General features: G+C 57.8%; 24 protein-coding genes and 1 pseudogene. 13 read left to right on the top strand and 12 right to left on the bottom strand.

Translation table 11 applies throughout. The features are described 5' to 3' along the window. Positions 1–170: 170 nt before the first annotated feature. The gene (locus tag AC2TDA_RS01695) at positions 171–1328 is read right to left on the bottom strand and encodes an acyl-CoA dehydrogenase family protein (RefSeq protein WP_480878532.1); all 1158 of its coding nucleotides are present in this window, start codon (positions 1326–1328) and stop codon (positions 171–173) included. Between the two features lie 259 nt (positions 1329–1587). Here AC2TDA_RS01695 and AC2TDA_RS01690 point away from each other — a divergent pair, with 259 nt between their 5' ends. The 5 genes and pseudogenes from AC2TDA_RS01690 (at position 1588) to AC2TDA_RS01670 (ending at position 9306) form a co-directional block, all read left to right on the top strand. Continuing rightward, positions 1588–2220 (top strand): pyridoxamine 5'-phosphate oxidase family protein, encoded by a 633-nt coding sequence (locus AC2TDA_RS01690; RefSeq protein WP_480878529.1) that lies wholly within the window; start codon positions 1588–1590, stop codon positions 2218–2220. An 89-nt stretch (positions 2221–2309) separates the two neighbouring features. After that, complete coding sequence (locus tag AC2TDA_RS01685) at positions 2310–4787, top strand: heavy metal translocating P-type ATPase (RefSeq protein WP_480878528.1); 2478 nt, start codon at positions 2310–2312, stop codon at positions 4785–4787. Then, on the top strand, positions 4784–5173 hold the full coding sequence (gene cueR / locus AC2TDA_RS01680; RefSeq protein WP_480847557.1) for a Cu(I)-responsive transcriptional regulator: 390 nt from the start codon (positions 4784–4786) through the stop codon (positions 5171–5173). The genes AC2TDA_RS01685 and cueR overlap by 4 nt, the downstream gene beginning before the upstream one ends. Positions 5174–5259: 86 nt before the next feature. Next, positions 5260–6138 (top strand): annotated as a pseudogene (locus AC2TDA_RS01675) (NAD(P)-dependent oxidoreductase); the annotation flags it as partial. A 102-nt stretch (positions 6139–6240) separates the two neighbouring features. After that, on the top strand, positions 6241–9306 hold the full coding sequence (locus tag AC2TDA_RS01670) for an aminotransferase class III-fold pyridoxal phosphate-dependent enzyme (protein WP_480878526.1): 3066 nt from the start codon (positions 6241–6243) through the stop codon (positions 9304–9306). 72 nt (positions 9307–9378) lie between these two features. Here AC2TDA_RS01670 and AC2TDA_RS01665 read toward each other — a convergent pair whose 3' ends face one another. Next, entirely contained in the window at positions 9379–9855 is a 477-nt protein-coding gene (locus AC2TDA_RS01665; RefSeq protein ID WP_480847560.1) for a hypothetical protein, read from the bottom strand. Beyond that, positions 9852–10019, bottom strand: a complete 168-nt coding sequence (gene hemP / locus AC2TDA_RS01660) for a hemin uptake protein HemP (protein ID WP_170651215.1) — start codon at positions 10017–10019, stop codon at positions 9852–9854. The genes AC2TDA_RS01665 and hemP overlap by 4 nt, the downstream gene beginning before the upstream one ends. Positions 10020–10245: 226 nt before the next feature. Here hemP and gph point away from each other — a divergent pair, with 226 nt between their 5' ends. Further along, positions 10246–10923, top strand: coding sequence for a phosphoglycolate phosphatase (gene gph / locus AC2TDA_RS01655; RefSeq protein ID WP_480847561.1), 678 nt, complete (start codon positions 10246–10248; stop codon positions 10921–10923). A gap of 224 nt (positions 10924–11147) precedes the next feature. Here the strand turns inward: gph and AC2TDA_RS01650 are convergent, their stop codons facing one another. From AC2TDA_RS01650 to AC2TDA_RS01640, 3 genes are all read right to left on the bottom strand, one after another. Beyond that, positions 11148–12320, bottom strand: a complete 1173-nt coding sequence (locus AC2TDA_RS01650; RefSeq protein WP_480878524.1) for an acetate/propionate family kinase — start codon at positions 12318–12320, stop codon at positions 11148–11150. Between the two features lie 4 nt (positions 12321–12324). Further along, complete coding sequence (locus tag AC2TDA_RS01645; RefSeq protein WP_480878523.1) at positions 12325–13698, bottom strand: bifunctional enoyl-CoA hydratase/phosphate acetyltransferase; 1374 nt, start codon at positions 13696–13698, stop codon at positions 12325–12327. A gap of 295 nt (positions 13699–13993) precedes the next feature. Further along, on the bottom strand, positions 13994–14263 hold the full coding sequence (locus tag AC2TDA_RS01640) for a DUF2312 domain-containing protein (protein ID WP_480847564.1): 270 nt from the start codon (positions 14261–14263) through the stop codon (positions 13994–13996). 165 nt (positions 14264–14428) lie between these two features. Between AC2TDA_RS01640 and AC2TDA_RS01635 the strand changes: the two genes are divergently transcribed. Next, positions 14429–14647, top strand: coding sequence for a hypothetical protein (locus AC2TDA_RS01635; RefSeq protein WP_480847565.1), 219 nt, complete (start codon positions 14429–14431; stop codon positions 14645–14647). A 10-nt stretch (positions 14648–14657) separates the two neighbouring features. On the opposite strand, the gene AC2TDA_RS01630 is transcribed toward AC2TDA_RS01635, so the two are convergent. Beyond that, positions 14658–14873 carry a hypothetical protein gene (locus tag AC2TDA_RS01630; protein ID WP_480847566.1) on the bottom strand — a complete coding sequence of 72 codons (216 nt, stop codon included), beginning with the start codon at positions 14871–14873 and terminating at the stop codon, positions 14658–14660. A gap of 239 nt (positions 14874–15112) precedes the next feature. On the opposite strand from AC2TDA_RS01630, the gene AC2TDA_RS01625 reads away from it, so the two are divergent. Genes AC2TDA_RS01625 through AC2TDA_RS01610 form a run of 4 tightly spaced genes read left to right on the top strand, consistent with a single transcriptional unit; the run spans position 15113 to position 17299 of the window. Further along, entirely contained in the window at positions 15113–15976 is an 864-nt protein-coding gene (locus tag AC2TDA_RS01625; RefSeq protein WP_480878521.1) for an MBL fold metallo-hydrolase, read from the top strand. Positions 15977–15998: 22 nt separating this feature from the next. Further along, positions 15999–16427 carry a YeeE/YedE family protein gene (locus AC2TDA_RS01620; RefSeq protein ID WP_480847568.1) on the top strand — a complete coding sequence of 143 codons (429 nt, stop codon included), beginning with the start codon at positions 15999–16001 and terminating at the stop codon, positions 16425–16427. After that, on the top strand, positions 16427–16858 hold the full coding sequence (locus tag AC2TDA_RS01615; protein ID WP_480878519.1) for a DUF6691 family protein: 432 nt from the start codon (positions 16427–16429) through the stop codon (positions 16856–16858). Before AC2TDA_RS01620 ends, AC2TDA_RS01615 begins: the two co-directional genes overlap by 1 nt. A gap of 9 nt (positions 16859–16867) precedes the next feature. Next, positions 16868–17299 (top strand): protein tyrosine phosphatase family protein, encoded by a 432-nt coding sequence (locus AC2TDA_RS01610; protein WP_480878517.1) that lies wholly within the window; start codon positions 16868–16870, stop codon positions 17297–17299. 5 nt (positions 17300–17304) lie between these two features. Here the strand turns inward: AC2TDA_RS01610 and AC2TDA_RS01605 are convergent, their stop codons facing one another. From AC2TDA_RS01605 to AC2TDA_RS01585, 5 genes are all read right to left on the bottom strand, one after another. After that, positions 17305–18417, bottom strand: coding sequence for a FliM/FliN family flagellar motor C-terminal domain-containing protein (locus AC2TDA_RS01605; RefSeq protein WP_480878515.1), 1113 nt, complete (start codon positions 18415–18417; stop codon positions 17305–17307). 77 nt (positions 18418–18494) lie between these two features. Further along, positions 18495–21176, bottom strand: coding sequence for an ATP-binding protein (locus AC2TDA_RS01600; RefSeq protein ID WP_480847572.1), 2682 nt, complete (start codon positions 21174–21176; stop codon positions 18495–18497). Beyond that, on the bottom strand, positions 21164–21481 hold the full coding sequence (locus AC2TDA_RS01595) for a hypothetical protein (RefSeq protein ID WP_480878513.1): 318 nt from the start codon (positions 21479–21481) through the stop codon (positions 21164–21166). The genes AC2TDA_RS01600 and AC2TDA_RS01595 overlap by 13 nt, the downstream gene beginning before the upstream one ends. Further along, positions 21478–21858, bottom strand: coding sequence for a response regulator transcription factor (locus AC2TDA_RS01590; protein WP_480878512.1), 381 nt, complete (start codon positions 21856–21858; stop codon positions 21478–21480). The genes AC2TDA_RS01595 and AC2TDA_RS01590 overlap by 4 nt, the downstream gene beginning before the upstream one ends. 78 nt (positions 21859–21936) lie before the next feature. Beyond that, complete coding sequence (locus AC2TDA_RS01585) at positions 21937–23226, bottom strand: helix-turn-helix domain-containing protein (protein ID WP_480878510.1); 1290 nt, start codon at positions 23224–23226, stop codon at positions 21937–21939. 210 nt (positions 23227–23436) lie between these two features. Here AC2TDA_RS01585 and AC2TDA_RS01580 point away from each other — a divergent pair, with 210 nt between their 5' ends. Together AC2TDA_RS01580 and accB are read left to right on the top strand one after the other, a co-directional pair. Continuing rightward, entirely contained in the window at positions 23437–23973 is a 537-nt protein-coding gene (locus AC2TDA_RS01580) for a helix-turn-helix transcriptional regulator (RefSeq protein ID WP_480847576.1), read from the top strand. 150 nt (positions 23974–24123) lie between these two features. Continuing rightward, positions 24124–24624: an acetyl-CoA carboxylase biotin carboxyl carrier protein gene (gene accB / locus AC2TDA_RS01575; protein WP_480878508.1), complete on the top strand. Its 501-nt coding sequence runs from the start codon at positions 24124–24126 to the stop codon at positions 24622–24624. Positions 24625–24630 lie beyond the last annotated feature (6 nt).

Raw genomic sequence — 24630 nt, 5'->3', positions numbered from 1 at the left:
TGAAGGACGGCAATCTTCCGTCAGGCAGACGCTGCGCAGTCTTCGGCTTTACGTCTTGCGGGCGGCAGGAGGGCCGGGCAGGTGCGGGCTGCGCTCGCACCTGCCCGGCCCAACGGGAGGAGATGTTCCGTCAGGAAAATCGACGACGGGCGGGAGCCGCCGGGTTCCGGTTACACATCCAACGAACGGGCTATAAGCTCCTTCATAACCTCGTTTGTACCACCATAGATCATCTGAACCCGTGCATCCGCGTAAAGCCGGGCAATTGGGTATTCCATCATGTATCCATAGCCGCCGAACAGCTGAAGGCATTCATGCATGACCTCATTCTGCACTTCAGAGCCCCAGTATTTCACCATCGAGGCAGTCGCAGCGTCCAGCTCTCCCGCCTCAAGCTTGGCGATACATTCATTTACGAAACTGCGCAGGACTTCGGCCTTGGTCTTGCACTCTGCCAACTTGAAACGCGTATTCTGGAAATCCATCACGCGCTGACCAAAAGCCTTGCGCTCCTGAACGTATTTCACCGTCTCGGCGATGGCAAAATCGATCGCGCCCAAGGCCATTATCCCTATGGTCAACCGCTCCCACGGCAGTTGTTTCATCAGCTGGTAAAACCCCTGCCCTTCGTCTGCCCCCAGCAGGTTGGTCATCGGCACCTTTACGTCTTCAAAGAACAACTCGGCCGTGTCATTGCCCTTCATCCCCAGTTTTTTGAGGTTTCGCCCCCTGCGAAATCCCTCAGCGCCTTCGGTTTCCACTACAATCAGCGAAATACCCTTCGACCCCAAAGATTTGTCCGTCTTCGCCGCCACGATAACCAAATCAGCGGACTGGCCATTGGTGATGAATATTTTGGAACCGTTGATCTTGTATGAGTTCCCATCCTTCTCGGCCGTTGTCTTCACCGCCTGCACATCCGACCCGGTGCCCGGTTCGGTCATGGCCAGCGCACCGACCATCTCGCCCGAGGCGAGTTTCGGAAGCCATTTCCGTTTCTGCTCGTCGCTGCCATATGCGGTAATATAATGGGTTGCGATGGACTGAATGCCATAACCCCATCCGGCGTCCCCGCGTGCGGTTTGCTCGTACAACGTTACGGCATCAAACCCCATGCCTCCGCCGACACCGCCGTATTCCTCGGCAATCGAACCCGCCATCAAGCCGGTTTCGCCAGCCTTCAGCCAGAACGCGCGATCAACGACACCATTTTCGACCCAGGTCTCGGTATTCGGTACAAGGGCATCATCCATGAACCGGCCCGCCATTTCGGCAAACATCCGGTGTTCATCAGTGACCCATGCTGCGGTGCTGGTAAAAAGAGACATTGAGACCTCGTTCAACTGGAATTGCACCAAAATTAGCCGCTGCCGCGCTTCCAGCCAATCCATGTGACGTGGCGTCCGCGAAGGCCAGTACGCAACGTTCTGTCTTTCATTCGCCCAGTGCACCCCTCGCATTATCACACCTTTGTCAAAGGCCGGGTCAAATACCCTACTGGGATAGAAGGCTGGGAATCGCGCCCTATCTATCGACTGTCGAGCGAACCGATCCCTTCCGAATTCAGGGGCAACGAAAGGAATACCCATGCCACGCGCCTTTTCCCAACTGACCTTCACACCAGCCGTACGCGCGCATCAGGATCGCATGGGGTCTGCCGCGACATACGCCAAATTCATCCAGGGCGGCCCGCAACAGGGCCATAAGATCGGCCCGAATGAAAAAGCCTTTATCGAAGCGCGGGATGGGTTCTATCAAGCCACGGTATCTGAAACGGGGTGGCCATACGTGCAGTTTCGCGGTGGCCCTATCGGCTTTCTGAGGGTTATCGACGACCACACAATCGGATACGCGGATCTTACTGGCAACAAACAATATATTTCGCGAGGAAACCTGGATGGTAATGACCGCATTGCGATGATCCTGATGGATTACGCCAATCAACGCCGCCTGAAAATTCTGGGTCGGGTTTCCTTTACCGAAGGAGCCGATGCCGCGGTCGATCTGTACCCCAAAGGCACAGAGACCGAGGCAGAGCGCGCCGCGATTATCCATATCGATGCACTGGATTGGAACTGCCCGCGCCATATCACGCCCAGATTTACCGAAGCCGAGTTGCGCCCCCATTTGAACAATCTGGGGCAGCAGATGGCGCAGCTTCAAGCGGAAAACGAGCGTTTGAAGACAGAATTGGATCACCGGAAGGGTGCTTCGGGCTAGAACATCGCAGAAAATCACCGAATACCCCTTGACCTTCCCGTGACTGGAACCCCCATCTGAGGGTAACTGCCAGTATCAGGACGACTCGGATGACGGAACGAAACCACGCTCAGATCAAGGTTACAGGGATGGGATGCGCCTCGTGCGTTGGACGTGTGGAAAACGCGTTGCAGGCGGTCCCCGGCGTCAGCAAAGCTTCGGTCAATTTTGCCACCGAGACCGCACAGATCGTATATGACAGCCAATTTCCCGACGTCGCTAAAGCGCTGGATGCGGCTGGATACCCAGCGGCCACGCAGGAAGACGTTTTGCACATCGATGGGATGAGCTGCGCTTCTTGCGTTGCACGGATTGAAAAGGTGCTGATTGCCAGCCCGGGTGTGGTCAATGCAAACGTGAACCTTGCCGCACAAAACGCGACGGTGACTTACGTCCAAGGTGTAACCGACCCGGCTGCGCTGGCAAAAGCAGTGACCGAAGCCGGTTATCCGGCTCACCCGGCAGGCGAGCAAGACGATCACGATCGGTCCGCGAAAACTGAAGAGATCAACGCACTCACCCGCGCAACACTGTTCGCAGGAGCGCTGGCTCTGCCTGTTTTCGTGTTAGAAATGGGCGGACATATGATCCCGGCATTTCACCATTGGGTGCAGGCGAACATCGGCGCTCAGACCAGCCATCTGATTCAGTTCGTTTTGACCTCGGTATTGCTGATCGGGCCTGGCCGGGTGTTCTATGCCAAAGGCGTTCCATCACTGCTGCGGTGGGCACCTGATATGAACGCACTGGTCGCGCTGGGAACCGGGGCGGCATATCTCTATTCCGTCGTCGCAACTTTCGCACCGCAGATACTGCCGCAAGGCACCGCCAATGTCTATTTCGAGGCCGCCGCCGTCATCGTCGTCCTGATCCTGTTAGGTCGCCTGCTGGAGGCACGCGCCAAAGGTCGGACTGGTGCGGCAATCCGCAAGCTTGTCGGGCTGCAACCCAGCACCGCGCGCGTAGAGCGCAACGGAGTATACGTCGACCGCCCTATTGCCGAGATTGTGGTGGATGACATCTTGCAAATCCGACCCGGCGAACGTGTTCCCGTGGATGGGCTGGTTCTGGACGGCAGTTCGTATGTGGACGAAAGCATGATTACGGGCGAGCCGGTACCCGTAGGCAAAGAGACCGGTGACGAGGTTGTCGGCGGCACCGTGAATGGTACCGGAGCGCTGCGAATCCGCGCGACCCATGTGGGCGCAGATACCGTGCTGGCGCAGGTTATTCGGATGGTTGAGCAGGCTCAGGGTGCGAAACTGCCTATTCAGGGACTGGTCGACCAGATCACCCATCGCTTTGTGCCGGCCGTCATTGGCGTTGCCGTGCTGACCGTGTTGGCCTGGCTGCTGTTTGGCCCTGCCCCTACGCTGCCACTAGCTTTGGTGGCAGGTGTTTCGGTGCTGATCATCGCCTGCCCCTGCGCCATGGGTCTGGCGACACCGACTTCGATCATGGTAGGTACGGGCCGCGCGGCAGAGCTGGGCGTTCTGTTCCGGAAGGGCGACGCGTTACAGCAATTGCAGCAGGCACGAGTTATTGCGCTGGACAAGACCGGAACACTGACGCTTGGGCGGCCCGAATTGGTTGAAGTAATTACCGACAGCGGATTTGACCGGGCCGGGGTTCTGCGGCTGGCGGCGGCAGTTGAGGCCCGATCGGAGCATCCGATAGCCTCTGCTATTACACGCGCCGGACCGACAGAACTGCCGGGTATTTCGGATTTCGAGTCCCTGACCGGGCTTGGATTGAGCGCGATGGTCGATGGGCGCTACGTTTTGATTGGATCAGACCGTCTTATGGAGCAAAACGATGTCGATCTGAGCAAGTTAGCGCCTGAGGCTGCGGAACTGGCATCCGCAGGGGCTACGCCGCTATATGTCGCGGTTGACGGACAACCCGCCGCGGCACTTGCGGTATCTGATCCGATAAAACCCGGCACACGTGCCGCCCTGGAACGTCTGCACGAGATGGGAATGACGCTGGCGATGGTCACGGGAGACAACACTCGCACGGCCCAAGCGCTGGCGGATGAGCTGAACATCGACCATGTCACAGCCGAAGTGCTGCCCGATGGCAAATTGGCTGCAATAACTGCGTTGCGAGAGCAGTATGGAACTGTGGCTTTCGTTGGCGATGGCATCAATGACGCGCCGGCTCTGGCAGCGGCTGATATCGGAATTGCTATCGGCACCGGCACTGATGTGGCGATTGAAACGGCGGATGTGGTGCTGATGTCGGGCGATTTGCGAGGTGTGGCAAATGCGGTCGAGATCAGCCGCCGAACCATGCGCAATATCCGTCAGAACCTGGGCTGGGCCTTTGGCTATAACACGTTGCTGATCCCCGTCGCTGCAGGCGTTTTATACCCATTCGGCGGGCACCTGTTGTCGCCGGCGCTGGCTGCAGGCGCAATGGCGTTGTCCAGCGTCTTCGTCGTTTCCAACGCGCTGCGCCTGCGCCGTGTTCGCGCGAGTGTTCCGGAAACGCACGGCTCGCTCTCATCGCAGGAGGCTCATTCATGAATATCGGAGACGTCGCAAACCGAACCGGGCTGCCTGCTAAAACGATCCGTTATTACGAAGAGATCAGCTTGATCAAACCGTTGCGCGACGACAACGGCTATCGCCGATTTCGCGAGCAGGACATTCACAAGCTGAACTTTCTGGGCCGCGCCCGCGCGCTGGGATTCACTATCGAAGATTGCCGTACCCTGCTGGCGCTGTACGAGGATGAAAGCCGCGCCAGCGCAGACGTGAAGCGGATCGCGCGCGAGCACCTGACACAAATTGATGCCAAGATTGCCGATCTGAAGGCAATGCGCGACACGCTCGGCCACCTGATCGACGCCTGTGCAGGTGATGATCGCCCGGATTGTCCGATCCTTCAGGATCTCGGCGGGCAGGCGTAACTCGGGGTTGCCCTTTGGTCCGAGCTTTGCTTTGTCAGTGCTGAACATTCCGGCGCTGGCAGCAGTAGCAGGACAAGGGAGAGGATCACCAAATGGCAAAAGTCGCGTTCCTTGGCCTAGGTGTCATGGGCTATCCTATGGCGGGGCACCTTCAGGCCGCAGGTCATCAGGTTACAGTCTTTAATCGCACATCCACCAAAGCCGAGGCTTGGGTCGCCGAGCACGGCGGCGCAATGGCTGCAACGCCACAGGAAGCCGCAAAGGGCGCGGAATTCGTCATTTCCTGCGTCGGCAATGACGACGATTTGCGCATGGTCTGCACTGGCGAAGACGGGGCTTTTCACGGTATGTCCGAGGGCACGGTTTTTGTCGATCACACCACCGTTTCCGAAAAAGTCACACGCGAGCTTTATGCGGCTGCGAAAGCGAAAGGTATTGCGTTTGTCGACGCGCCGATTTCGGGAGGTCAGGCTGGGGCAGAAAATGGTGTTCTTTCGATCATGTGCGGCGGAGATCAGGCCGCCTATGACGCGGCTGACCCCCTGATGCAGGTCTATTCAAAAATCTGCCGTCTTATGGGTGACAACGGTGCCGGGCAGTTGACAAAAATGTGCAACCAGATCGCCATCGCGGGGTTGGTCCAGGCTTTGAGCGAAGCCTTGCATTTTGCGGAAAAAGCCGGGCTTGACGGTCGCGCGGTGGTTGAAGTTATCAGTCAGGGCGCCGCGGGCAGCTGGCAAATGGTGAACCGGCATGAAACCATGCTGGATGATCACTTTGAGCATGGATTCGCGGTCGACTGGATGCGCAAGGATCTGGGTATCTGTCTGGATATGGCTAACGAAACCGGCGCCTCATTACCTGTCACGGCACTGATCGATCAGTTCTACAAGGATGTGCAGAAACTGGGTGGCGGGCGATGGGATACATCCTCGCTGTTCAAGCGTCTGCGGGCGCTGGATTAAGGTAAGCGGGCACCGCCTCCCTTTTCGCAATCGACAATTTACCCCCGATGGTTTCTTGAAAAGAAGAAAGCGGGAAGTGGTGAAGACAAGACAGGGTTTTGAATGAATGAGATGACGACATTCTGGGCGAACGCCTTGAGCGGGGTTTGGGGACTGGACGCGCGGCTGACGCGGCTGGATGGGGAATATGACCTCAACTTCCTGGTGCAGGCGACAAACGGTCAAGACTACGTCCTGAAAGTCATGCGAGCAGGCTGCGCACCCGATCTGGTCGATCTTCAAATCAAAGCGCTGGCACACATCGCGGCGAAGGCTCCTGGGCTTCCATTTCCCAAAGTGTTTCCGACCGTGATTGGCGATGTTCTGCCCGAGATTGCAGACGAGGACGGGCAACCGCGCCTTGCCTGGTTATTGGAGCGACTTCCGGGGCGGTGTTACGCCAAAGTCGCGCCCAAGTCCGAAGACCTTATTCTCAAACTGGGTCGGGTGCTGGGGGCGACGGATCGGGCTCTGGACGAGTTCACACATGACAGCCTGAACAGATCAGATTTCAAGTGGGATCTGATGCAGGGCGGATGGATTTCGGACAAACTAGGCGCCATTTCCGATACTAGCCGGCGCTCAGTACTGGAGGAGATCGTACGGGATTACGACGCGATTTCCGACGAGCTTTCGCGCTTACCTGTGCAGGCCATTCACAACGACGCCAACGACTACAACATTCTGGTCGAGGGCGAGCTGAGTGAACGCCGCAGCGTCTCGGGTCTGATCGATCTGGGTGATATGTGCGCAGCTCCGCGTATCTGTGACCTGGCGATCGCCGGGGCTTATGTCGTGCTGGATCACCCGAAACCCGAACGCGCTCTGGCATCGTTGGTTCGTGGCTACCACGCTGCAAATCGTCTAAGCCCCGAGGAAGTTGATCTTATCTGGCCTCTACTGCGTATGCGATTGGCAGTATCAGTCGTCAATTCGACCCTGATGGCGGTAGAAAACCCGGATGACCCTTATGTCACCATCAGTCAGGCCCCTGCATGGCGCTTTCTGGAGAATACCGGCGTCAATGGCGGCCTTATGTCCGCCCGGCTAAGGACCGCATGTGGGCTGCCCGTCGTTGATGGAGTCGAACGGATTCATGCCTATCTGTCCGATCATCGCGGTTACTTCTCGCATTTATTCGGGCAGAGCCTGAGCGACGCACCTATGGGGTCTTTATCCGTCGAGAACTCCACCTGGCCGCAAAATCCGTTTCATATGCCGCTAACCGAGGCCGCGCGCGTGGGCGAGGAATTCGGAGATGGTCTCTGGCTTGGATACTACAACGAGCCCCGTCTGATTTACGCCGAACCCGGGTTTCGCAAGGGGCCGTGGAAGGCCTCGGACCGGCGCACGGTGCATCTGGCGGTGGATGTCTTCACCCAAGCGGGCACAGTCCTGCACGCGCCGATAAGCGGGCGGGTGGAAGTTGTGGAAAACCGCGATCATCACCTCGATTATGGCGGCGTTGTGATCCTGCATCACGAAACACCTGAAGGGGATCCCTTCTATACGCTCTACGGCCATCTGGACCCAGAGATCTGCGACCGCCTGAAACCGGGCGATCCAGTGGCGCAAGGTGCTGCCTTTGCCAAGTTGGGGGACGCCAGCCAGAATGGAGGCTGGGCGCCCCATGTGCATTTCCAGCTGGCCATGACCACTGCCGGAATGGATGCAGACTGGCCTGGCGTTGCCGACCCGGACGAAATGGAACTGTGGAACGCCTTATGCCCGAACCCTGCGGCACTGCTCAACCTGCCAGACGACAAAGTGCTATATCGCCCGACCGACAAACAGGCCGTCCTGCAAGGACGGCATGACCATTTCGGAGGCAATCTCAGCCTGACCTATGACGACCCGGTCATGCTGGTACGCGGTTGGAAACACCACCTGTTTGACGAATGGGGCCGCCCCTATCTGGACGCCTATAACAACGTCCCGCATGTAGGTCACGCACATCCCCGCATTCAGGCCGTGGCGGCGGATCAGCTGAAGAGGATGAATTCAAACACCCGGTATCTGCACCCCGCGCAAACCGCATTTGCCGACAAAGTGCTATCCAAACTTCCGGAACACCTCGAGGTCTGCTTTTTCGTCAACTCCGGCACTGAAGCGAACGAGTTGGCCCTGCGCCTGGCCCGCGCCCATACCGGGGCAAAGGGCATTGTAACGCCCGATCACGGGTATCATGGCAACACCAACGCGGCAGTGGCGATCTCGGCTTACAAATTCAACAAGCCCGGCGGTGTGGGTCAGGCCGATTGGGTCGAACTGGTCGAAGTTGCAGATGATTATCGCGGCTCATTCAGGCGTGATGATCCCAACCGTGCGCAGAAGTTTGCGGATCTGGTGGACCCAGCGATTTCTGCGCTGCAAGACAGGGGCCAAGGTCTTGCCGGCTTTATCGCGGAAACCTTCCCTTCGGTCGGCGGGCAGATCATCCCGCCCAAAGGATACCTGCCTGCGGTTTATGAGAAAATTCGCGCCGCCGGAGGCGTGTGTATCGCTGACGAAGTACAGACAGGCCTTGGACGGCTAGGAGATTATTATTTCGGTTTCGAACACCAAGGCGCCCTGCCCGACATCGTGGTGATGGGTAAACCCATCGGCAACGGCCATCCGCTGGGCGTTCTAGTGACTACGAAGGCCATCGCCGAAAGCTTCAATAACGGGATTGAATTCTTTTCGACCTTCGGCGGCTCAACCCTGTCCTGCCGGATCGGCAATGAGGTGCTGGACATCGTTGACGACGAAGGCTTGCAGGACAATGCCAAAGCCATGGGCGAGCGGTTGATGACCGGCCTTAAACAAATCGAAGCCGATTTCCAGCATGTCGGCGACGTCCGCGGCATGGGGCTGTTTCTGGGCATCGAACTGGTTAATCCGGACGGCTCTGAAAGCCCCGAGATCTGTAGCTATGTCAAAAACCGGATGCGCGATCATCGCATCCTGATCGGCAGCGAAGGGCCCAAGGACAATATCCTTAAAATCCGCCCGCCCCTGACCATCGAAGCCGAGGATGTGGATATGATTCTTTGGGTGCTGCGCGACGTACTGTCGGAGGTCGAAGACTACGCGCCTGCGCCGGTTTGCGAGCATGATAATCACCACGCGGGATGCGGGTGCTGCTGACGCATCCTTACGTCTCGTGAGTGCTTGAAAAACAAAACCCCGGCGGAAATTGCCGGGGATTTGTTGTACCGATCAGTGCAACACCGCAGAGGGTGCAGAATGCCCTGTCGTCGGCACGGGGGGTGCAGATATCATACGGCGCAGCACCAGTCCAAGTTCCTCGGACAAGGATGCCAGAGCCGGCGCAAAATCAGGTCGCACGATCAGAGAAGCCATCATCATGGCATCCTCGCGCGCGCCTTCCGAGGCGGCGGCGATCATCTGAGCGAAACAGTTCTCGTCCGCGCCAAGGCAGGAACACTCTCGCCCGTGTCGGATCAGCGGACGGCGACCATATTGCGAACAAAGCGTACATAGGCGGTCCAGCGTAAGCATTGCGGCCTGCCCCCGGTCCGAGCCCAGCGCGATATCGAAATCGCTTGCTGCATCCTCGCGACCCGACGCTCCGTCGCTCCAAAGCCGCAGGTACATGACCGCACCGGCTTCAACCGGGCTCAGATCGGCCAGTCGACCGACAGCCGCCCCGCCGCGCGAAGATGGCGCGCTCATTTCGTCAGGATCAATTTGCCCGCGCGGGTGATACGCAAGGTGTAGAGCTGATCGCCAAGCTCAATATGAGCCAGATTGCCACCCTTGGTCAGCTCTTCAGCCTTATGGGCCGGCAGCATCGAGACAGCATAACCTTGAGTCGGTGTGGGATTTTGCGCGTTCATCGGGACATCTCCAGAGCGTTTCGGGCAAAGTGCCATATCTGTTAATGGTTTTCGTGATCTGGCTGACCCTTTTGGGCTGGCTTTCCGTTCCTGAGTCTTAATCTGATTATTTTAGTCGGGATTGTCAAGCGCCAGACTCCAAACCTTTTTGTCTGCCTGCTGGTTGCACTCTGGCACCTGTGCGGTTTAGGCCTGAGACCGACAGAAATCAGAGGCGGACCCTTCAATGAGCGCAACTATTGTCTTCGACCTGGACGGCACATTGATCGACAGCCTGGCCGACCTTTCACAGGCGGTGAACCGGATGCTTGCGGACGTGGATCTTACACCGCTGTCTCAGCCAACGATCCGGCAATTCGTCGGCAATGGTCTACCGAAACTGGTCGAGCGGACGATGGATCATTGCGGCCTGCCGCGGCACCGTCATTCCGAACTGACAAAGGTGACACTGGGCCATTACAACGCTGCCGCCTGTGATCGGACGACAGTTTATCCCGGGGTTCCGGAAGCGCTTGCCCAATTGCGCGAGATGGGCTGCAGCCTGGGCGTCTGCACCAACAAACCCGAAGCCCCCGCCCGCCACGTATTGGACGCGCTGAACCTGTCCGGGTATTTCGACGCCGTTCTGGGTGGTGATACTATGAGCACGCGAAAGCCGGACCCGGCCCATCTGCACGCCAGCTTTGACGCTTTGCCCGCCTCCGGGCCCAGACTTTTTGTCGGTGACAGCGAAGTTGATGCCGAAACCGCGCAACGGGCTGGCGTACCGTTTTTGCTATTTACCGAAGGTTATCGGAAATCCCCTGTCGCGGACCTGCCGCATCGGGCCAGCTATACCCACAGCGCCGATTTGCCAGAACTTGTCCTGCAGATACTACAAGACAATCCACACCCGGCCGCTTGAGCCGCCAGATCACCTGGCATCCTGAAATGAAATTGAGGGGCTGGCCGAGGGGGTTAGTAGCCAGCCCCCCATAGGGGAATTAAGTGAGAGTGGTAAGGCCTTGCGGCCCTGGTAATACCCAATGGATAGCGCATGCACCGACGGTGCGAAATTGGGGGTTTCCCGTAGAGCCCTTACTTCGCCAACCACAGGCGGTTTTTTGCCAACGTAATTGACGCTAAATCCTAAGACACAACGTTCAGCGCGGCGCGTGCGATGACCAGCTCTTCATTCGTGGGAATAACCATCACTTGGACCCGAGATGACTCGGACGAAATGACTCGGGCGTTACTTTGGTTTGCTTCTTCGTTCAATTCGATCCCAAACCATCCCATATCCGCGCAAATCTGGCTTCGCACCCGGGCTGAGTTCTCACCTATACCGCCGGTGAACACCAAAGCGTCCAGGCCCCCGACAACGGCAGTAAGCGCACCAAGTTCGCGACGGGCGCGAAAAGTGAAATACTCAATAGCCTTCCGGGCTTCTGGCAACTCGGATTGTTCCAGCGTGCGCATGTCATTGGACACACCAGACAGGCCCAGCAAGCCGGAATGACGATACAGAAGATCCGAGATTTCCGAGGCACCCATGCCCTTCTGCTGCATCAGGAACAAAAGCGCGCCTGGGTCGATCTGCCCGCAGCGCGTACCCATCGGCAGCCCGTCCATGGCGGAAAACCCCATGCTGGACCCGATAGAGCTGCCGTTCTTCATTCCGCACATCGAGGCCCCGTTACCCAGATGCGAAACAACGACCCGTCCGGCAAACGTCTGCGGCTCCGTCTCGGCCAGATGACCCGAGATGTAGTCATAACTAATCCCGTGAAACCCGTAACGCCGTACACCCATCTCGTAATATTCGATGGGTAGGGCGAATGTATCATTGACCCAGGGGTGGTGACGATGAAAAGCAGTATCAAAACAGGCAACCTGCCTGGCAAGCGGAAACGTCTCCATCGCGGCACGCACGCCCTGCAGGTTGAAAGGTTGGTGCAGGGGCGCAAAGGGCACCAGCATATCCAGCATATTCAGACTGTCCGAAGTGATCAGGATAGGCCCGTCGTTATCTGGCCCGCCATGCACGATCCGATGCCCGACAGAAACAACATTTGCCGCGGGAAAATGCCGCTGCAACAAGCTCAGAACACTATCGATTGCGACTGTGTGATCTTGCAACGCACTTGAGGCCTCATGTGCGATCACCCGGCCATCTGCCATGTGCGCGCTGACATTGGCGGTGGGTCGACCGATCCGCTCGACAGCGCCAGAGCAGATCAGCGTGGGCTCGACGCCTTCGGCCGCGAATAACGCGAATTTCAGCGAAGACGAACCCGCATTCAGAGTTACGATATGATCCACACGCTCAGCCGGCCAACCGTTCCGCGTGCAGTGCCGCAACAGCACAGGAAGCAAGCCGCGCTTTGTCATCGTCCGACCTGCTGTTGAGGATGATAGGAACCTTGGCCCCCAGAACTACACCCGCCGCCTTAGCGTTGGCGAAATGGCTCAGTTGTTTGAACACCATATTACCTGCATCCAGATTGGGCACGACCAGAATCTCGGCCTGCCCTGCCACTTCCGAAGTGATCCCTTTGGTCCGGGCTGCCGCCAGACTGACCGCGTTGTCCATCGCCAGCGGCCCATCGACCAGACCACCTTTGATCTGCCCGCGATCCGCCATTTTGGCCAGAAGGGCTGCATCCAGCGAAGACGGTATGGCCGGATTTACCGTCTCGACCGCTGACAGGATAGCGGCCTTTGGCACCTCGATCCCCAGCGAAATCGCAAGATCAATCGCGTTTTGCGTGATGTCGGCCTTGGTCTCAAGATCGGGCGCAATATTGATCGCCGCATCGGTCACCAGAAACAGGTTCGACTGTCCGGGCACGTCCATTACGAAGACGTGTGTAAATCGCCGCCCGGCCCGAAGGCCCCGTTCGCGCCGCAGAGCAGCTCGCAACAGTTCATCGGTATGAAGATAGCCTTTCATCACGGCCTTCGCCCGGCCATCCGCTACGAGGTCAACGGCCACATTGGCTGCCTTGAAATGCCCCTCTACCGGTATAATCTCGGTGTCGCCCAGAGGTATGCCAATTTCACGCGCCGCTGCCGCTATCTTGTCAGGGTCACCGACAAGGATGGGCTCGATGATCGTCTCCTGCGTAGCCAGCAATACCCCGCCCAGAGAATTGGGATCTTCCGGCGCGACCACCGCTGTTTGCATTGCCGCCAAGGCGCGCGACCGCTCAAGCAACGCGTCGAAGTGCCGGTGCCGCTGAATCACAAGACCAGGAGTTTCAAGGTCCTGAAATGACATCTCTCTATCCGGTGCCACGACGACAGCCGTTCCTGAAACGATCACTGCACCGTCGCTGGGTCGCAGCACGCAGGCATCCAGAACAACCTCGCGGTTCTCCTGCTTTTTCAACACCTTGACCTGAACCTTCAGTTCCTCACCCGCGTGGGCAGGTGTACCAAATTCGAAGTTCTGCGACTTGTACGACGTCCCCGCCCCCGGCAGGATATTCCCTAGCACCGCTGAAATCAGCCCCCCCGCAAACAAGGCGGGCGCGATGGCCTCACATGCCGAGTCTGCCTCGCCGGTCGATGGCTGCATGGAATTGTCGCTGCCCGAGTTCGAGGCAAAGACGATAAAGTCGTCTTCGGTGCAGATCCGCGTCAGCTCGGCCTGGTCGCCGACTTTCAGTTGGTCGTATGGTCTGTTGTTGTAGTGCATAGGTTTTCTCGGCGACTTCCTGCATCGGTTGATACCTGCGGATCGTGCTCGAACCGTTCAGGCCGGAGCTTCGGTTCGGGACTTTAGGAAGTTTCGTCGGGAAGTCCAACAATATCACGGACGATTAGCAAATCACCACAAGTCTGCTTCGGTTAACGCGCCTGGCAGTGAAATCGGAGGCGCTATTCACCTGTCAAACCGGGGCCGCCGCCCCGTCGGCCACACATCACCGCAGCGCGTGGCCTTCATCATGTCTTGGTCTCGAATCCGGCATAGCGCCGGAAATCAGAACGCGTCAGGACATCCCCAGCGCTTCTTTATACATTTCTATGACGGCCTCTTGTTCGGCAATGTCATCCTTGTCGCGCTTTCTGAGGGAAATAATGCTGCGCATGGCCTTCACGTCGTAACCGCGCGCCTTACTTTCGGCGTAGACCTCTTTGATCTGGTCGGCGATATCTTTTTTCTCCAATTCCAACCGCTCGATACGCTCAACGAATTGGCGCAGTTCACCTGCGGTAACTCGGTAATTGGCAGCGGCCTGATCTTCGGTGATGTCTTCCATCTGCGTCTCTCCCACGGGCTGATTGGTGATGCGATGTCATCGGGCAATGTGCCGGATACATCGACGCCGCGCGGGGCGCAAGCATGCAATCGGGTCACCGGACTTGTACCGGCAACGCCGATCCGTTAAGCGCGGTTGAAAGAATTTTGGCAAGCGTTGGAAATCATGTTCGACATCATCGTCTGGGGCGGGGCCGCCCTGTCCTTGGCCGGTTTGGTTGGCTTGGTCTGGTGCATTCTACGTGTTATGAAGGCACGTAAATCTGGCCTGTCGGACGACGAATTACGCGCAGCCGTCCAAGGTGTGCTGCCATGGAACATGGCCGCACTTTTTCTGTCTGTGATTGGCTTGATGATGGTCATCCTCGGCATTTCCTTTGGATGACCAAACCGGTTCAAACCGGCATATTGTCAAATCGCGCCTCAATTGCGTCCTCGCAGAGCGCAGCATCCAGACGCCGCAGGCGCGATGGAATATGAACACCCGTTGCGCGCATCCTGTCGAGAACTTTGCTGACGCTTGGTTGCAGAGCCAACCGAGTGTCCAGACACGCATCCTGCAGCTTTCGTTCAAGCTGTTCCGCTTCGGTAAAAAGATCCTGAGCAGTCATTTGCATCCTCCCGCATGGTGCCAGTCTGCCTGATATAGGTAACAACATTAAGACCAGCATGAGACTCGATGAACATCGCGCAAATTTTCGCCTGTTCTCTGAAAAATCGGCGATACGCCACGGGTCGATTAATTCTTATACGAAAAAGTTGGCAATCGCCTTGATTGACATCAACTCGTGATTTGGAACATCCTTCATATTCCGCTATCAATATGTGAATTGACCCGCCGGAGGACCCAATGACGCCCATCGTGAAAGCCTTTTTCGACCCTGACACCTTCACAGTTTCTTACGTGGTGAAAGAGCCCGAAGGCTCGGCCTGTGCCATCATCGACAGCGTGCTGGATTTCGATCATGCGTCAGGTCGAACAAACACCGGTTCGGCAGATCAGATCATCGAGTATGTGAACGATGAGGGCCTGAAGGTCGAATGGATCCTGGAAAGCCATGTTCATGCCGATCATCTGTCCGCCGCCCCATACTTACAGCAGAAGTTGGGCGGCCGGATTGGCATTGGCAAAAACATCGTGGTGATTCAGGACACCTTCGGCAAGATCTTCAACGAAGGGACCGAGTTTCAGCGCGATGGCAGCCAGTTCGATGCGCTGTTTTCCGAGGGCGATAGCTTCCACATCGGTCAGATGCGTGGAGATGTCCTGCATACACCGGGCCACACGCCCGCCTGCATGACCTACGTCATCGGTGATGCTGCCTTTGTCGGGGATACGCTGTTCATGCCGGATTTTGGCACTGCGCGTTGTGATTTTCCCGGCGGTTCGTCAGAGGACTTGTATTTGTCGATTCAGAAAATCCTCTCACTTCCCGATGAAACACGGGTATTTGTCGGCCATGACTACAAGGCCCCCGGGCGGGATGAATACGCTTGGGAAACCACTGTGGGCGAACAAAAAGCGCTGAATGTACATATCGGCCAGGGTCGAAGCGTCGAAGAGTTTGTCGAGATGCGTGACGCGCGAGATGCGACCCTCTCTATGCCCCGGCTGATACTGCCCTCATTGCAGGTGAATATGCGCGCAGGTCAGATGCCGCCTGCCGATGAAAAGGGTGATGTGTTCCTGAAACTGCCGGTCAACAAGCTGTGATCTGCAAACAAGAGATATTCGGATGAACGTTGAATGGATATGGGGCCTCGCCGGTGGTCTGCTGATCGGGCTTGGCGCAGCAGTGTTTCTTCTGGGCAATGGGCGCATCATGGGCGCCAGTGGAATTCTGGGCGGATTGATCCAACGCAGCGACGTTCAGGTCAGGGCCGAGCGTCTGGCCTTTGTCGCTGGTCTGATTGGAATGCCGCTGTTGCTGCGCCCCTTGATTGCGCCTCAGGCCCAAACTCATCTGACCGGCGACCTGGCGATTGTGGTTATCGCGGGCCTGCTGGTTGGCGTTGGAACCCGGATCGCTAATGGCTGCACATCCGGTCACGGCGTCTGCGGGATTTCACGGTTTTCGCTGCGTGGGATCGTGGCCACGGTATTTTACATCCTTGCGGGCGGGTTGACCCTGACCCTGTTTCGGCACGTCCTGGGGGTGATCTGATGCGTATCGTTCTTGCTGTCATTGCCGGTTCCTTGTTCGGGACGGGCCTGTTGATCTCGGGCATGACAGATACCACCAAGGTGCAAGGCTGGCTCGATGTGTTCGGAAATTGGGACCCGACGCTTGCCTTTGTGATGGGCGGAGCGATCCTGCCCATGTTGGTCGCCTGGCGGCTGACCAAAGGCCGCATACCAATAGCAGGTGGACAGTTCCCTGCCCCACCTAATCCCGAGCTGGACCGCCGCCTGATTGTTGGTTCGGTCTTGTTCGGGGTAGGATGGGGGTTGGCTGGTCTGTGCCCTGGTCCAGCGATGGCGTCGCTCAGCTATGGCGGTGTTGGCGGGGCTGTCTTTCTGGTGGCGATGATCGCAGGAATGTTCGCGGCCCCGAAACTGGGCGCCAAACTGGACAGGCTCGCCAACGCGGCCTAAGCATTCGTCATGGAGATTCGCCCGATTACCCCCCGCTACGCCGTCTCACCGCAAATCTCGGTCGAGGACGTGCCAGCCATTGCCAAGGCAGGTTTTGTCAAGGTGATCTGCAACCGCCCAAATACCGAGGTTCCACCGGACTTGCAGTCGGACGCCATCGGCGAGGCCGTGCGTGCCGCCGGGATGGAATATGAGGTGTTGGAACTGACGCACCAAACCATGACACCAGAAAACGTCGCGCTTCAAAAAAATCTGGCTGAAAGCTGCCCCGGTCCGGTTCTGGCCTATTGTGCCTCGGGCACGCGATGCTCTGTCGTGTGGGCGTTGGGTCAATGTGACCAACTGAGCACCGATGAGATTCTGGACGCTACAGGCAAGGCTGGGTACGCGCTGGACAATCTGCGCCCGGCACTGGATCAAATACGTAACGGACGCGACTGATCCGATCAGCGCGTCAGATCATCGTTGTCCGCCTGCCCCGATAAGCCGGCCAGCTGGGAAATTTCCGCCACCATGTGATCCGGGCTGGTACTGGTCATGCCATTATCTCGGGCGACGGTCATGTCTGCTGGTAAATGCATGTCTGAGTTTCCGGTGCTGGACTTGGGTTGTGAAACACCTTTGGGAAAATCCGGTTGAGGCTGCTCCGGGCGGCTTTCCAGAAATGGTTTGTCGACCTCATCAGGTAAAGCTCTCAGTGGCGCTTGTTCGTTGATCCGTACGGCACGCATGCCGCCACATTGCCCCAACCGTCCAACCGATGCCCTTGCACGGTCGATGGTTTGAACGTCGATTCGATCCAGTCTTGCGCCAGTAAGAGGCAATAAATCCCCTGCCTTAAGCCCTGAGAATGTAGAAAGCGGTAGTGACATCCGGCAAATTATCGCATTCAGCTCGGCCCGCATCACGCCTGAAGCCTGCCTCAGGCTTAAACCGTCACCCAAAACCTCAGCGTTCTGTTCCCCTTCAGCGGCAGGCAATTCCGGTAGAAAGATGGCAAGCTGAGCCTGCCGCAACCCGCCAGCCAGATCAACGGTCAGGTCAAAAACCCGATAGCTGTCATTCACCATCCCCAAGATCAGCGTTCTCGCATCCTCGGCCCTTGAGACGAATTCGTAACCGGAAAGGCTGACGATATCCCGCGGTGCGTCGACTAGAGTTTGCGCCTGGGCAAACAGATTTTCGATCAGCGGCACAGCCATGGCCGCGTCAGTATCCGTGAAGGCCCGGGGATGCGGCTGATCACCCATCACCTCTCCGATCGTTTGGGTTTGTACGATGGCAGAGACAAAGCTCGGGTCGACGCAAGCGGCGGCAGCCCCTTCGGTAGAGGCGAACTGCAGCATCATCCAACCGTCCGTAATCACATCTGGCAGGTCTTCCTGAGCACGCAACCGCTGTTTGATGCCAATCACAGACAAGGGCAGGTTCAATTGCTCACCTGCTGATCGCGCAAGGGCCAGACGCAGCGCACGCAAAATAGAGCGGGGATCGGCCCCGACGCTATCTCGCCCCGCTGAAAGCTTGCGCACCAAAGCTGCATTGGCATGTTGTGTCATGGCATCGAACCGCTCACGTCTTTTCGTGATTCAGTAACCGGTGTAACCCGTCGAAGGTTACGAATACCTTTATGCCCTTACTGCGCCGCCTGCTGATAGGCTAAGGGCAAGCTGACCCGGAATGCCGCACCGCCCTGTCCGGGCAAATAGGTGATCTCGCCGCCCAACCGCTGCATGATCTCGCGACAGATCGCCAACCCCAGCCCCGCTCCTCCGGCCTTATCCGAACCGACGCGGGCGAATTTTTCGAACACCATCGATTGCGCGTCAAACGGGATGCCGACACCATTGTCGATGAAATCGATCACTACCTGACCACCCACGTCATGAGCTGAAATGGTCAGTGCGGGCTCTGTCGCATCACAATACTTCTGCGCGTTGGAAATCAAGTTGATGAAAACCTGCCCCAGACGATCCAGGTCGGTATACAGTGCGATGCGCTCGGCCGAGCGGACGCGCCGCACGCTCAGCGCCCGGTCGCCTCCTGCCAGTGCACTGGAAACGGCCCGATCCAGTACCGCGCGCAGGGTGCCGTCGCCCATGTTCAAGCTGACCTGCCCGCTTTCCAGGACGCTCAAGTCCAACAGGTCATCCAGCAGCCGCGTCAGACGCAGCGCTTCGTCATGGATGATTGCCGCGTACCGGGTCTGTTCGCTTGCGCTCAGCCCGTCTGTGTCTCGCATGATCTCGGAAAACGCTCGGATCGAGGTCATAGGCGTTCGCAATTCGTGACTGACCTGACTCAGGAACGCATCCTTTTGCATGGAAACCTGTGTCAGCTTCGCGTTCGCCTCACGCAATTGACGCGCAGTGCGGCTCAGCTCGGCGGATTTCTCCTCAAGTTCGCTGGAATATTCCAGCAACTGCGCGGATTCGTCAGCCACAGCCAGCAGGTCTTCGACCGAGACGGAGGAGCCGCCGACAATCTGACCGATCATCGCGTGGGCCGTGGCCGCACCGACCGAGCCGCTGAGCTCGCGTTCGAGTCGCTCCAGAAAGCCGGGCGTCGGTTCAGGTAGTTGACCAGCCCGACCGTTCTGTTTGGCTGCTTCGGCTTGAAAGAACTCCTGTGCGGGGACAGTACCCAATATCCTTTGGGTCATGATCATCAGATCTTCGCTTTGCGCCACGGATCCGGTCCACCCCCGTGGCGCAATGGAATGATCAAATATATCAACGAATTGCGCCCCCTGCAGACGCTCAAGTGGGCTGGGGAAACTCAGCAGAGAGGTGACACAGAACGCGATGGTATTCAGCGACAGAGACCACATAACCGTGTGCACCATCGGGTCGATCCCCTCGATCCCGAATAAGGCCTGTGGCCGCAGCCAGCCCCACCCGAAAGGGCCGTTTTCAATGACCGAAATTGGAATGATCCCACCGCCCATTCCTGGCAATAGCAGCGTATAAATCCACAGAAAAAACCCGACGCTGAGCCCGGCCAACGCTCCGGCTCGTGTGGCCCCGCGCCAGAACAGTCCACCCACCAGCGCCGGCAGAATTTGAGAAATCCCCGCAAAGGCTACCAAACCGATGGACGCCAGCGCGGCCCCTCCGCCCGACAGGCGGTAGTAGAAAAAACCCAGCGCCATAACCACCGCTATCGACACCCGGCGCGCCATCAGGACAATGGTGCGCACATCACCCGAGACCGAGCCCGACCCTTCCTGCGTATTCAGCCAGATCGGCATGACCACATGGTTCGACACCATCGTCGACAACGCCATCGCCGTCACGATGACCATGGATGTAGCCGAAGAAAACCCGCCGATAAATGACAGCATCGCCAACGCTTCATTGCCCAGCGATAAAGGCACGGTCAACACGAACAGATCAGGGTTCGAACCTTCGGGTAAAAGGTCCAGGCCGACGACTGCAATGGGGACGACAAACATGCTCATCAACAACAGATACAGGGGGAAGGCCCAAGCGGCGGTACGTAGGTGGCTTTCGTCGTCATTCTCGACCACCATGACCTGAAACATCCGCGGCAGGCAAACAAAAGCGGCAGCTGACAGAAAGATGAAGGTTGTCCAGCGACCGGCGTCCACATTCCACTGTCCGATTTCGGACGCGTCGATCCGGTCCATCATTGGACCCAAACCACCCGCAACACCCCAGACCACGAAAATACCGACGGCCAGCAAAGCAAGCAGCTTGACCACCGCCTCGAGCGCGATGGCGGTGACAACGCCGTGGTGACGTTCGTTCACATCCAGATTGCGCGTGCCGAACAGAATGGCAAATACTGCCAGCCCTGCGGCCACCCAGAAAACACTGGAGCCTTCGCGGTACAGGCCCGTCGGGTCTGCCTCTGCAAAAATCGAAAAGGACAGCGTAATCGATTGCAATTGCAACGCGATATAGGGCGTTCCGCCAAGTACGGCCAAAACGGTCACACAAACAGCAAGCGTATTTGACTTTCCATAGCGCGACGAGACCAGGTCAGCGATCGATGTCACGCGCTGACTACGCCCCACCCGGACCAGCTTGCGCAGGCCCCACCACCAGCTGACCATGACCAGTGTAGGCCCGAGATAGATGGTCACGAATTCCAATCCCGACCGCGCGGCGTTGCCAACCGCGCCATAGAATGTCCATGCGGTGCAATAGATCGACAACGACAAAGTGTAGATCAAAGGGGACCGAAGCCACTTGCCCCGCCCGACAGCCGCCATGCGATCTGCGGCAAAGGCGACCCCGAACAGTAGGACCACATATCCAAGGCAGACCAGAATCAGGACATTCAGCGTTGCCATTTATCTGCCTCCTGCGCAGCGCCCTCCCGCGCGGCCAGACGTCTGGCGGCAAAACCAAAAATCACGCTTATCAGAATCAGAACGCCCCAACAGGCAAAGATATAGAACATAGCCGACGAAAGAGGCACGCCCCCCGCTTCCCCGTTTTCGTCCGGCCATAAAAGCGGTAGCGCAAGCATCGCGCCCCCAAGGAACGGCAACAGACGCGCCGCATCCGCCAGCCGGCGCCTTCGATAGCTTTGCCGTTCAAGGAAGACCGACGGGCGAGCCGGTGATGGCCGTTGCTCGCCGTCTGACACGCTCATGACCGCGACGCCTGCGCGTGCAGGTCGCGGACCGCCGTCAGAACCTCGGCGTTTGAGAAAGGTTTGGTCATGAACCGGCTAACTCCGGCTTGCTCGGCCATTTCCCGGTCGCGGGATTGACCGCGTGCCGTCAGCATCAACACAGGAAGCTCCTGCAATTCAGCGTTTTCACGCAAGTCACGCAGAATATCCATGCCACTCTTGCCAGGCAACATGACATCCAGAATGACCAGATCCGGCTTGGCCGCCGAAATGACGTGTATCGCGTCCGCACCTTCTGCGTGGGTTTCTACCTGCCAACCTTCGCGAGTCAGCAGAAAGCGGATCGCCTCTGCAATGTTGGGCTCATCCTCTATTAACAGAACCTTACGGCTCATATTTTAAGTCCCTCCCCATGACCGGTCGCGCGCCCGGCCACCTGTCTTTGACAGATTAAGCGTTGTGTCGGGAAACTGTCAAAAACCTTCGCTCAGAATCGACGGTTCGCGACGCGACGCACAGTCGCGTTTTGGACAAATCCGGCAACTGGCTCCGGCCTGCGCAGCTGTTTCGGTTGGTTGCACCGTGTTTTCGACCGGCAAAACAAGCATGACTGAACGATAAACCGGTTCGATCCCAAAATCCTCTGCCGGCTGCGGCCATGCTATTGCGAAGCAGTCGAATTCGGCGGCCGTCCGACCCAACTGAACGATGCGCTTGCGGATCGGTACCAGAGGGCGATTCAACGCCGTGAACACCGGCCAAAGCGGACAGGCTTCGCCATGACGCGGCATAGCGAAACCCGGTGTGGGTTTATATAACAGGATACTGCCCGAGGCATCGCTGATCACCAGTCCGGCCGGTCGCGCCAATACGCCATCGGGTAAAAAGGCCAGCCGTCGCAGAACCGCAGCCAAATCGACAGAGAACGCGACGGACAACGCCATCGGATCAGGACCCAATCTGTCAAGCGCGGTCAAAAACGCATCCAACGGCAAAGCTTGCGCATCGGAAGCATAGACTTGGAAAAAGTTCTCGGCGAGTTCCTTGGCCGCCGCCGATTCCAATGCCTTAAGCGAGGGCGCATCCCCCCCGGTTTCGATGCTTGGGAAGTGAAATCCGTGATCCGCGAAATAGGCCTCAACCGCATCTAGAGGCGCACCGCGCCGGTCCCTCTGCCCATCGCTGTCATCTAGAAACGTCACGAGCGCTTTGGAACTTTCAGCCAGCCGTTCTGCATCCTGATTCAAGTTTTTATGAAACCGATTGCGCCACTCGGCATCAATCTCGCCCGGTTCAGCCAGAATGGCCGCAGTCGATCGGATCGCAGCAGCGGTCGACAAAACCTCGTGCATTGATGCGGCCAGATGGGGGTCGTGTGTCAGACGGTCCGACAAGGTTTCCACCGTGCGTTCCAGCGAGACCACCCGGCGATGCATCTGCGCCAGCACTCCGGACCAGCCGGGGAAACGCCCGGCAAATTCCTCAAGCCCGTCCACCTCGGCCTGTTGACCTACTGAATCCGCAGCCGCTTCGCGCAAGGCTGCGATCAGAGTTTCCTCGATCCCTTGCGTCAACACCGAAGGCTCGACCGACAAGGCGCCTGCTATGTCGACCAGCAGTTTTCCTCCGATACGACGTCGGTTGTGTTCGATCAGGTTCAAGTACGAGGCAGATATTCCGACCTGCCGCGCAAGTTCGGCCTGACGCAAACCTGATATCTGCCGTCTTTCACGTATCCGACTGCCGGTCAGAGTGTCGCGCATTATGCCAACGTCCTATGTGTCACCGCGTCTCGTTAGTGAGAGAAGCAGCCCTGATTTTCAGATTAACCTTGTGTTTATTGCGTATTGCAACTGAATTTTCAAAGACAGTTTACAAACTTAACACCTGTTGAGCATTACAGCGTTCCGGAAATCCGCGGTTTCTAGTCAGCCCCCCTTCTCTTTCACACAAATACCCGTCACCATACGTATATGAGCGATCCTGCCTTCGAATATGCACCCATCGGCCTTGTAGAACTGGAAAACCGGATCATTCGCCGGTGCAACCTGCAATTCGCTCGGACGTTTGGCGGTGATGAGACCGAATACCGCAATATGCCCCTGCTGCACCTTTACCCGTCGGTGGCCGACTGGGAACGCATAGGCGCGCGCAGTCTACAGGTGATGCGCGATACCGGGTACTACACGGACGAACGGGTCATGCGACGCCGCGACGGAGATCTTTTCTGGTGTCGCGCGCGCGGTCGGTCCCTGACGCCTGACGATCCGTTCCGTCATGGCATCTGGAGCTTTTCGGACATCTCTGAGGAACGCCCTCTGGTCGAACTGACGGCCCGCGAACGCGAGGTCGCAATCTTGTCCTGCCGCGGACTGTCTGCCAAGGAAATTGGGGTTGAACTGGGCCTGAGTTACCGCACGATCGAAGCCTATCGGGCCCGGCTTCTGGAGAAATACGGGGCGCGGAAATTGCCTGAATTGGTGGCCAAATTGTCCGGAACCCCGCTTTGACAGAATTTGTGGCCGAAAATTGCTGCGAACCCCTCGCTTTTCATGCTCAGACTGCGCTTTTCATGGCCGACAGCATGGCTTATAACCCTGCGTAATCAGACCGAGCCCGCAGGGAACAGACGGGCCATAGGGGAACCTTCGAGGACACTCATGACAGATACCAGACACGAAGCGGATGTGGCGTTCATCAAGGCATTGGCCGAATTGCTGCGCGAGAATGATCTGACCGAGGTGCAGGTCAAGCGTGAATATGGCGAGGAAGACAGTCTGAACGTGCGTGTCAGCCGTGCAACTCAAGCCGTTACCGCCCCGGTTCAAGTGGCCGTTCCTGCAGCAGCTCCGGCCGCACCTGTCGCCGCTCCGGCTGCGGCCGCTGTTTCAGAAGCCCCTGCAGCGCAAGAAGATCCGGCCAGCCACCCCGGCGCGGTGACCTCGCCCATGGTTGGGACCGTTTATATGCAACCCGAACCGGGCGCGCCTTCGTTCATCAGTGTCGGCGCATTAGTGTCCGAAGGCGACACCCTGCTGATCGTCGAAGCGATGAAAACCATGAACCATATCCACGCACCGAAGTCGGGAACTATCAAACGGATTCTGGTAACGGACGGCGACGCTGTGGAATTCGGCACTCCTCTGGTCATTGTTGAGTAAGGCGGG

The organism is Ruegeria sp. HKCCD6426 (genome assembly GCF_057221115.1).
Note: the sequence above shows the minus strand (reverse complement) of the source record. Positions and strands in the feature narration are given on the sequence as shown.

What these genes read in the sequence shown, in the direction of transcription:
- AC2TDA_RS01695 (WP_480878532.1), bottom strand. Translation starts at nt 1,328, where the DNA reads ATGTCTCTTTTTACCAGCACCGCAGCATGGGTCACTGATGAACACCGG.
- AC2TDA_RS01690 (WP_480878529.1), top strand. Translation starts at nt 1,588, where the DNA reads ATGCCACGCGCCTTTTCCCAACTGACCTTCACACCAGCCGTACGCGCG.
- AC2TDA_RS01685 (WP_480878528.1), top strand. Translation starts at nt 2,310, where the DNA reads ATGACGGAACGAAACCACGCTCAGATCAAGGTTACAGGGATGGGATGC.
- cueR (WP_480847557.1), top strand. Translation starts at nt 4,784, where the DNA reads ATGAATATCGGAGACGTCGCAAACCGAACCGGGCTGCCTGCTAAAACG.
- AC2TDA_RS01670 (WP_480878526.1), top strand. Translation starts at nt 6,241, where the DNA reads ATGAATGAGATGACGACATTCTGGGCGAACGCCTTGAGCGGGGTTTGG.
- AC2TDA_RS01665 (WP_480847560.1), bottom strand. Translation starts at nt 9,855, where the DNA reads ATGAGCGCGCCATCTTCGCGCGGCGGGGCGGCTGTCGGTCGACTGGCC.
- hemP (WP_170651215.1), bottom strand. Translation starts at nt 10,019, where the DNA reads ATGAACGCGCAAAATCCCACACCGACTCAAGGTTATGCTGTCTCGATG.
- gph (WP_480847561.1), top strand. Translation starts at nt 10,246, where the DNA reads ATGAGCGCAACTATTGTCTTCGACCTGGACGGCACATTGATCGACAGC.
- AC2TDA_RS01645 (WP_480878523.1), bottom strand. Translation starts at nt 13,698, where the DNA reads ATGCACTACAACAACAGACCATACGACCAACTGAAAGTCGGCGACCAG.
- AC2TDA_RS01640 (WP_480847564.1), bottom strand. Translation starts at nt 14,263, where the DNA reads ATGGAAGACATCACCGAAGATCAGGCCGCTGCCAATTACCGAGTTACC.
- AC2TDA_RS01635 (WP_480847565.1), top strand. Translation starts at nt 14,429, where the DNA reads ATGTTCGACATCATCGTCTGGGGCGGGGCCGCCCTGTCCTTGGCCGGT.
- AC2TDA_RS01630 (WP_480847566.1), bottom strand. Translation starts at nt 14,873, where the DNA reads ATGACTGCTCAGGATCTTTTTACCGAAGCGGAACAGCTTGAACGAAAG.
- AC2TDA_RS01625 (WP_480878521.1), top strand. Translation starts at nt 15,113, where the DNA reads ATGACGCCCATCGTGAAAGCCTTTTTCGACCCTGACACCTTCACAGTT.
- AC2TDA_RS01620 (WP_480847568.1), top strand. Translation starts at nt 15,999, where the DNA reads ATGAACGTTGAATGGATATGGGGCCTCGCCGGTGGTCTGCTGATCGGG.
- AC2TDA_RS01615 (WP_480878519.1), top strand. Translation starts at nt 16,427, where the DNA reads ATGCGTATCGTTCTTGCTGTCATTGCCGGTTCCTTGTTCGGGACGGGC.
- AC2TDA_RS01610 (WP_480878517.1), top strand. Translation starts at nt 16,868, where the DNA reads ATGGAGATTCGCCCGATTACCCCCCGCTACGCCGTCTCACCGCAAATC.
- AC2TDA_RS01605 (WP_480878515.1), bottom strand. Translation starts at nt 18,417, where the DNA reads ATGACACAACATGCCAATGCAGCTTTGGTGCGCAAGCTTTCAGCGGGG.
- AC2TDA_RS01600 (WP_480847572.1), bottom strand. Translation starts at nt 21,176, where the DNA reads ATGGCAACGCTGAATGTCCTGATTCTGGTCTGCCTTGGATATGTGGTC.
- AC2TDA_RS01595 (WP_480878513.1), bottom strand. Translation starts at nt 21,481, where the DNA reads ATGAGCGTGTCAGACGGCGAGCAACGGCCATCACCGGCTCGCCCGTCG.
- AC2TDA_RS01590 (WP_480878512.1), bottom strand. Translation starts at nt 21,858, where the DNA reads ATGAGCCGTAAGGTTCTGTTAATAGAGGATGAGCCCAACATTGCAGAG.
- AC2TDA_RS01585 (WP_480878510.1), bottom strand. Translation starts at nt 23,226, where the DNA reads ATGCGCGACACTCTGACCGGCAGTCGGATACGTGAAAGACGGCAGATA.
- AC2TDA_RS01580 (WP_480847576.1), top strand. Translation starts at nt 23,437, where the DNA reads ATGAGCGATCCTGCCTTCGAATATGCACCCATCGGCCTTGTAGAACTG.
- accB (WP_480878508.1), top strand. Translation starts at nt 24,124, where the DNA reads ATGACAGATACCAGACACGAAGCGGATGTGGCGTTCATCAAGGCATTG.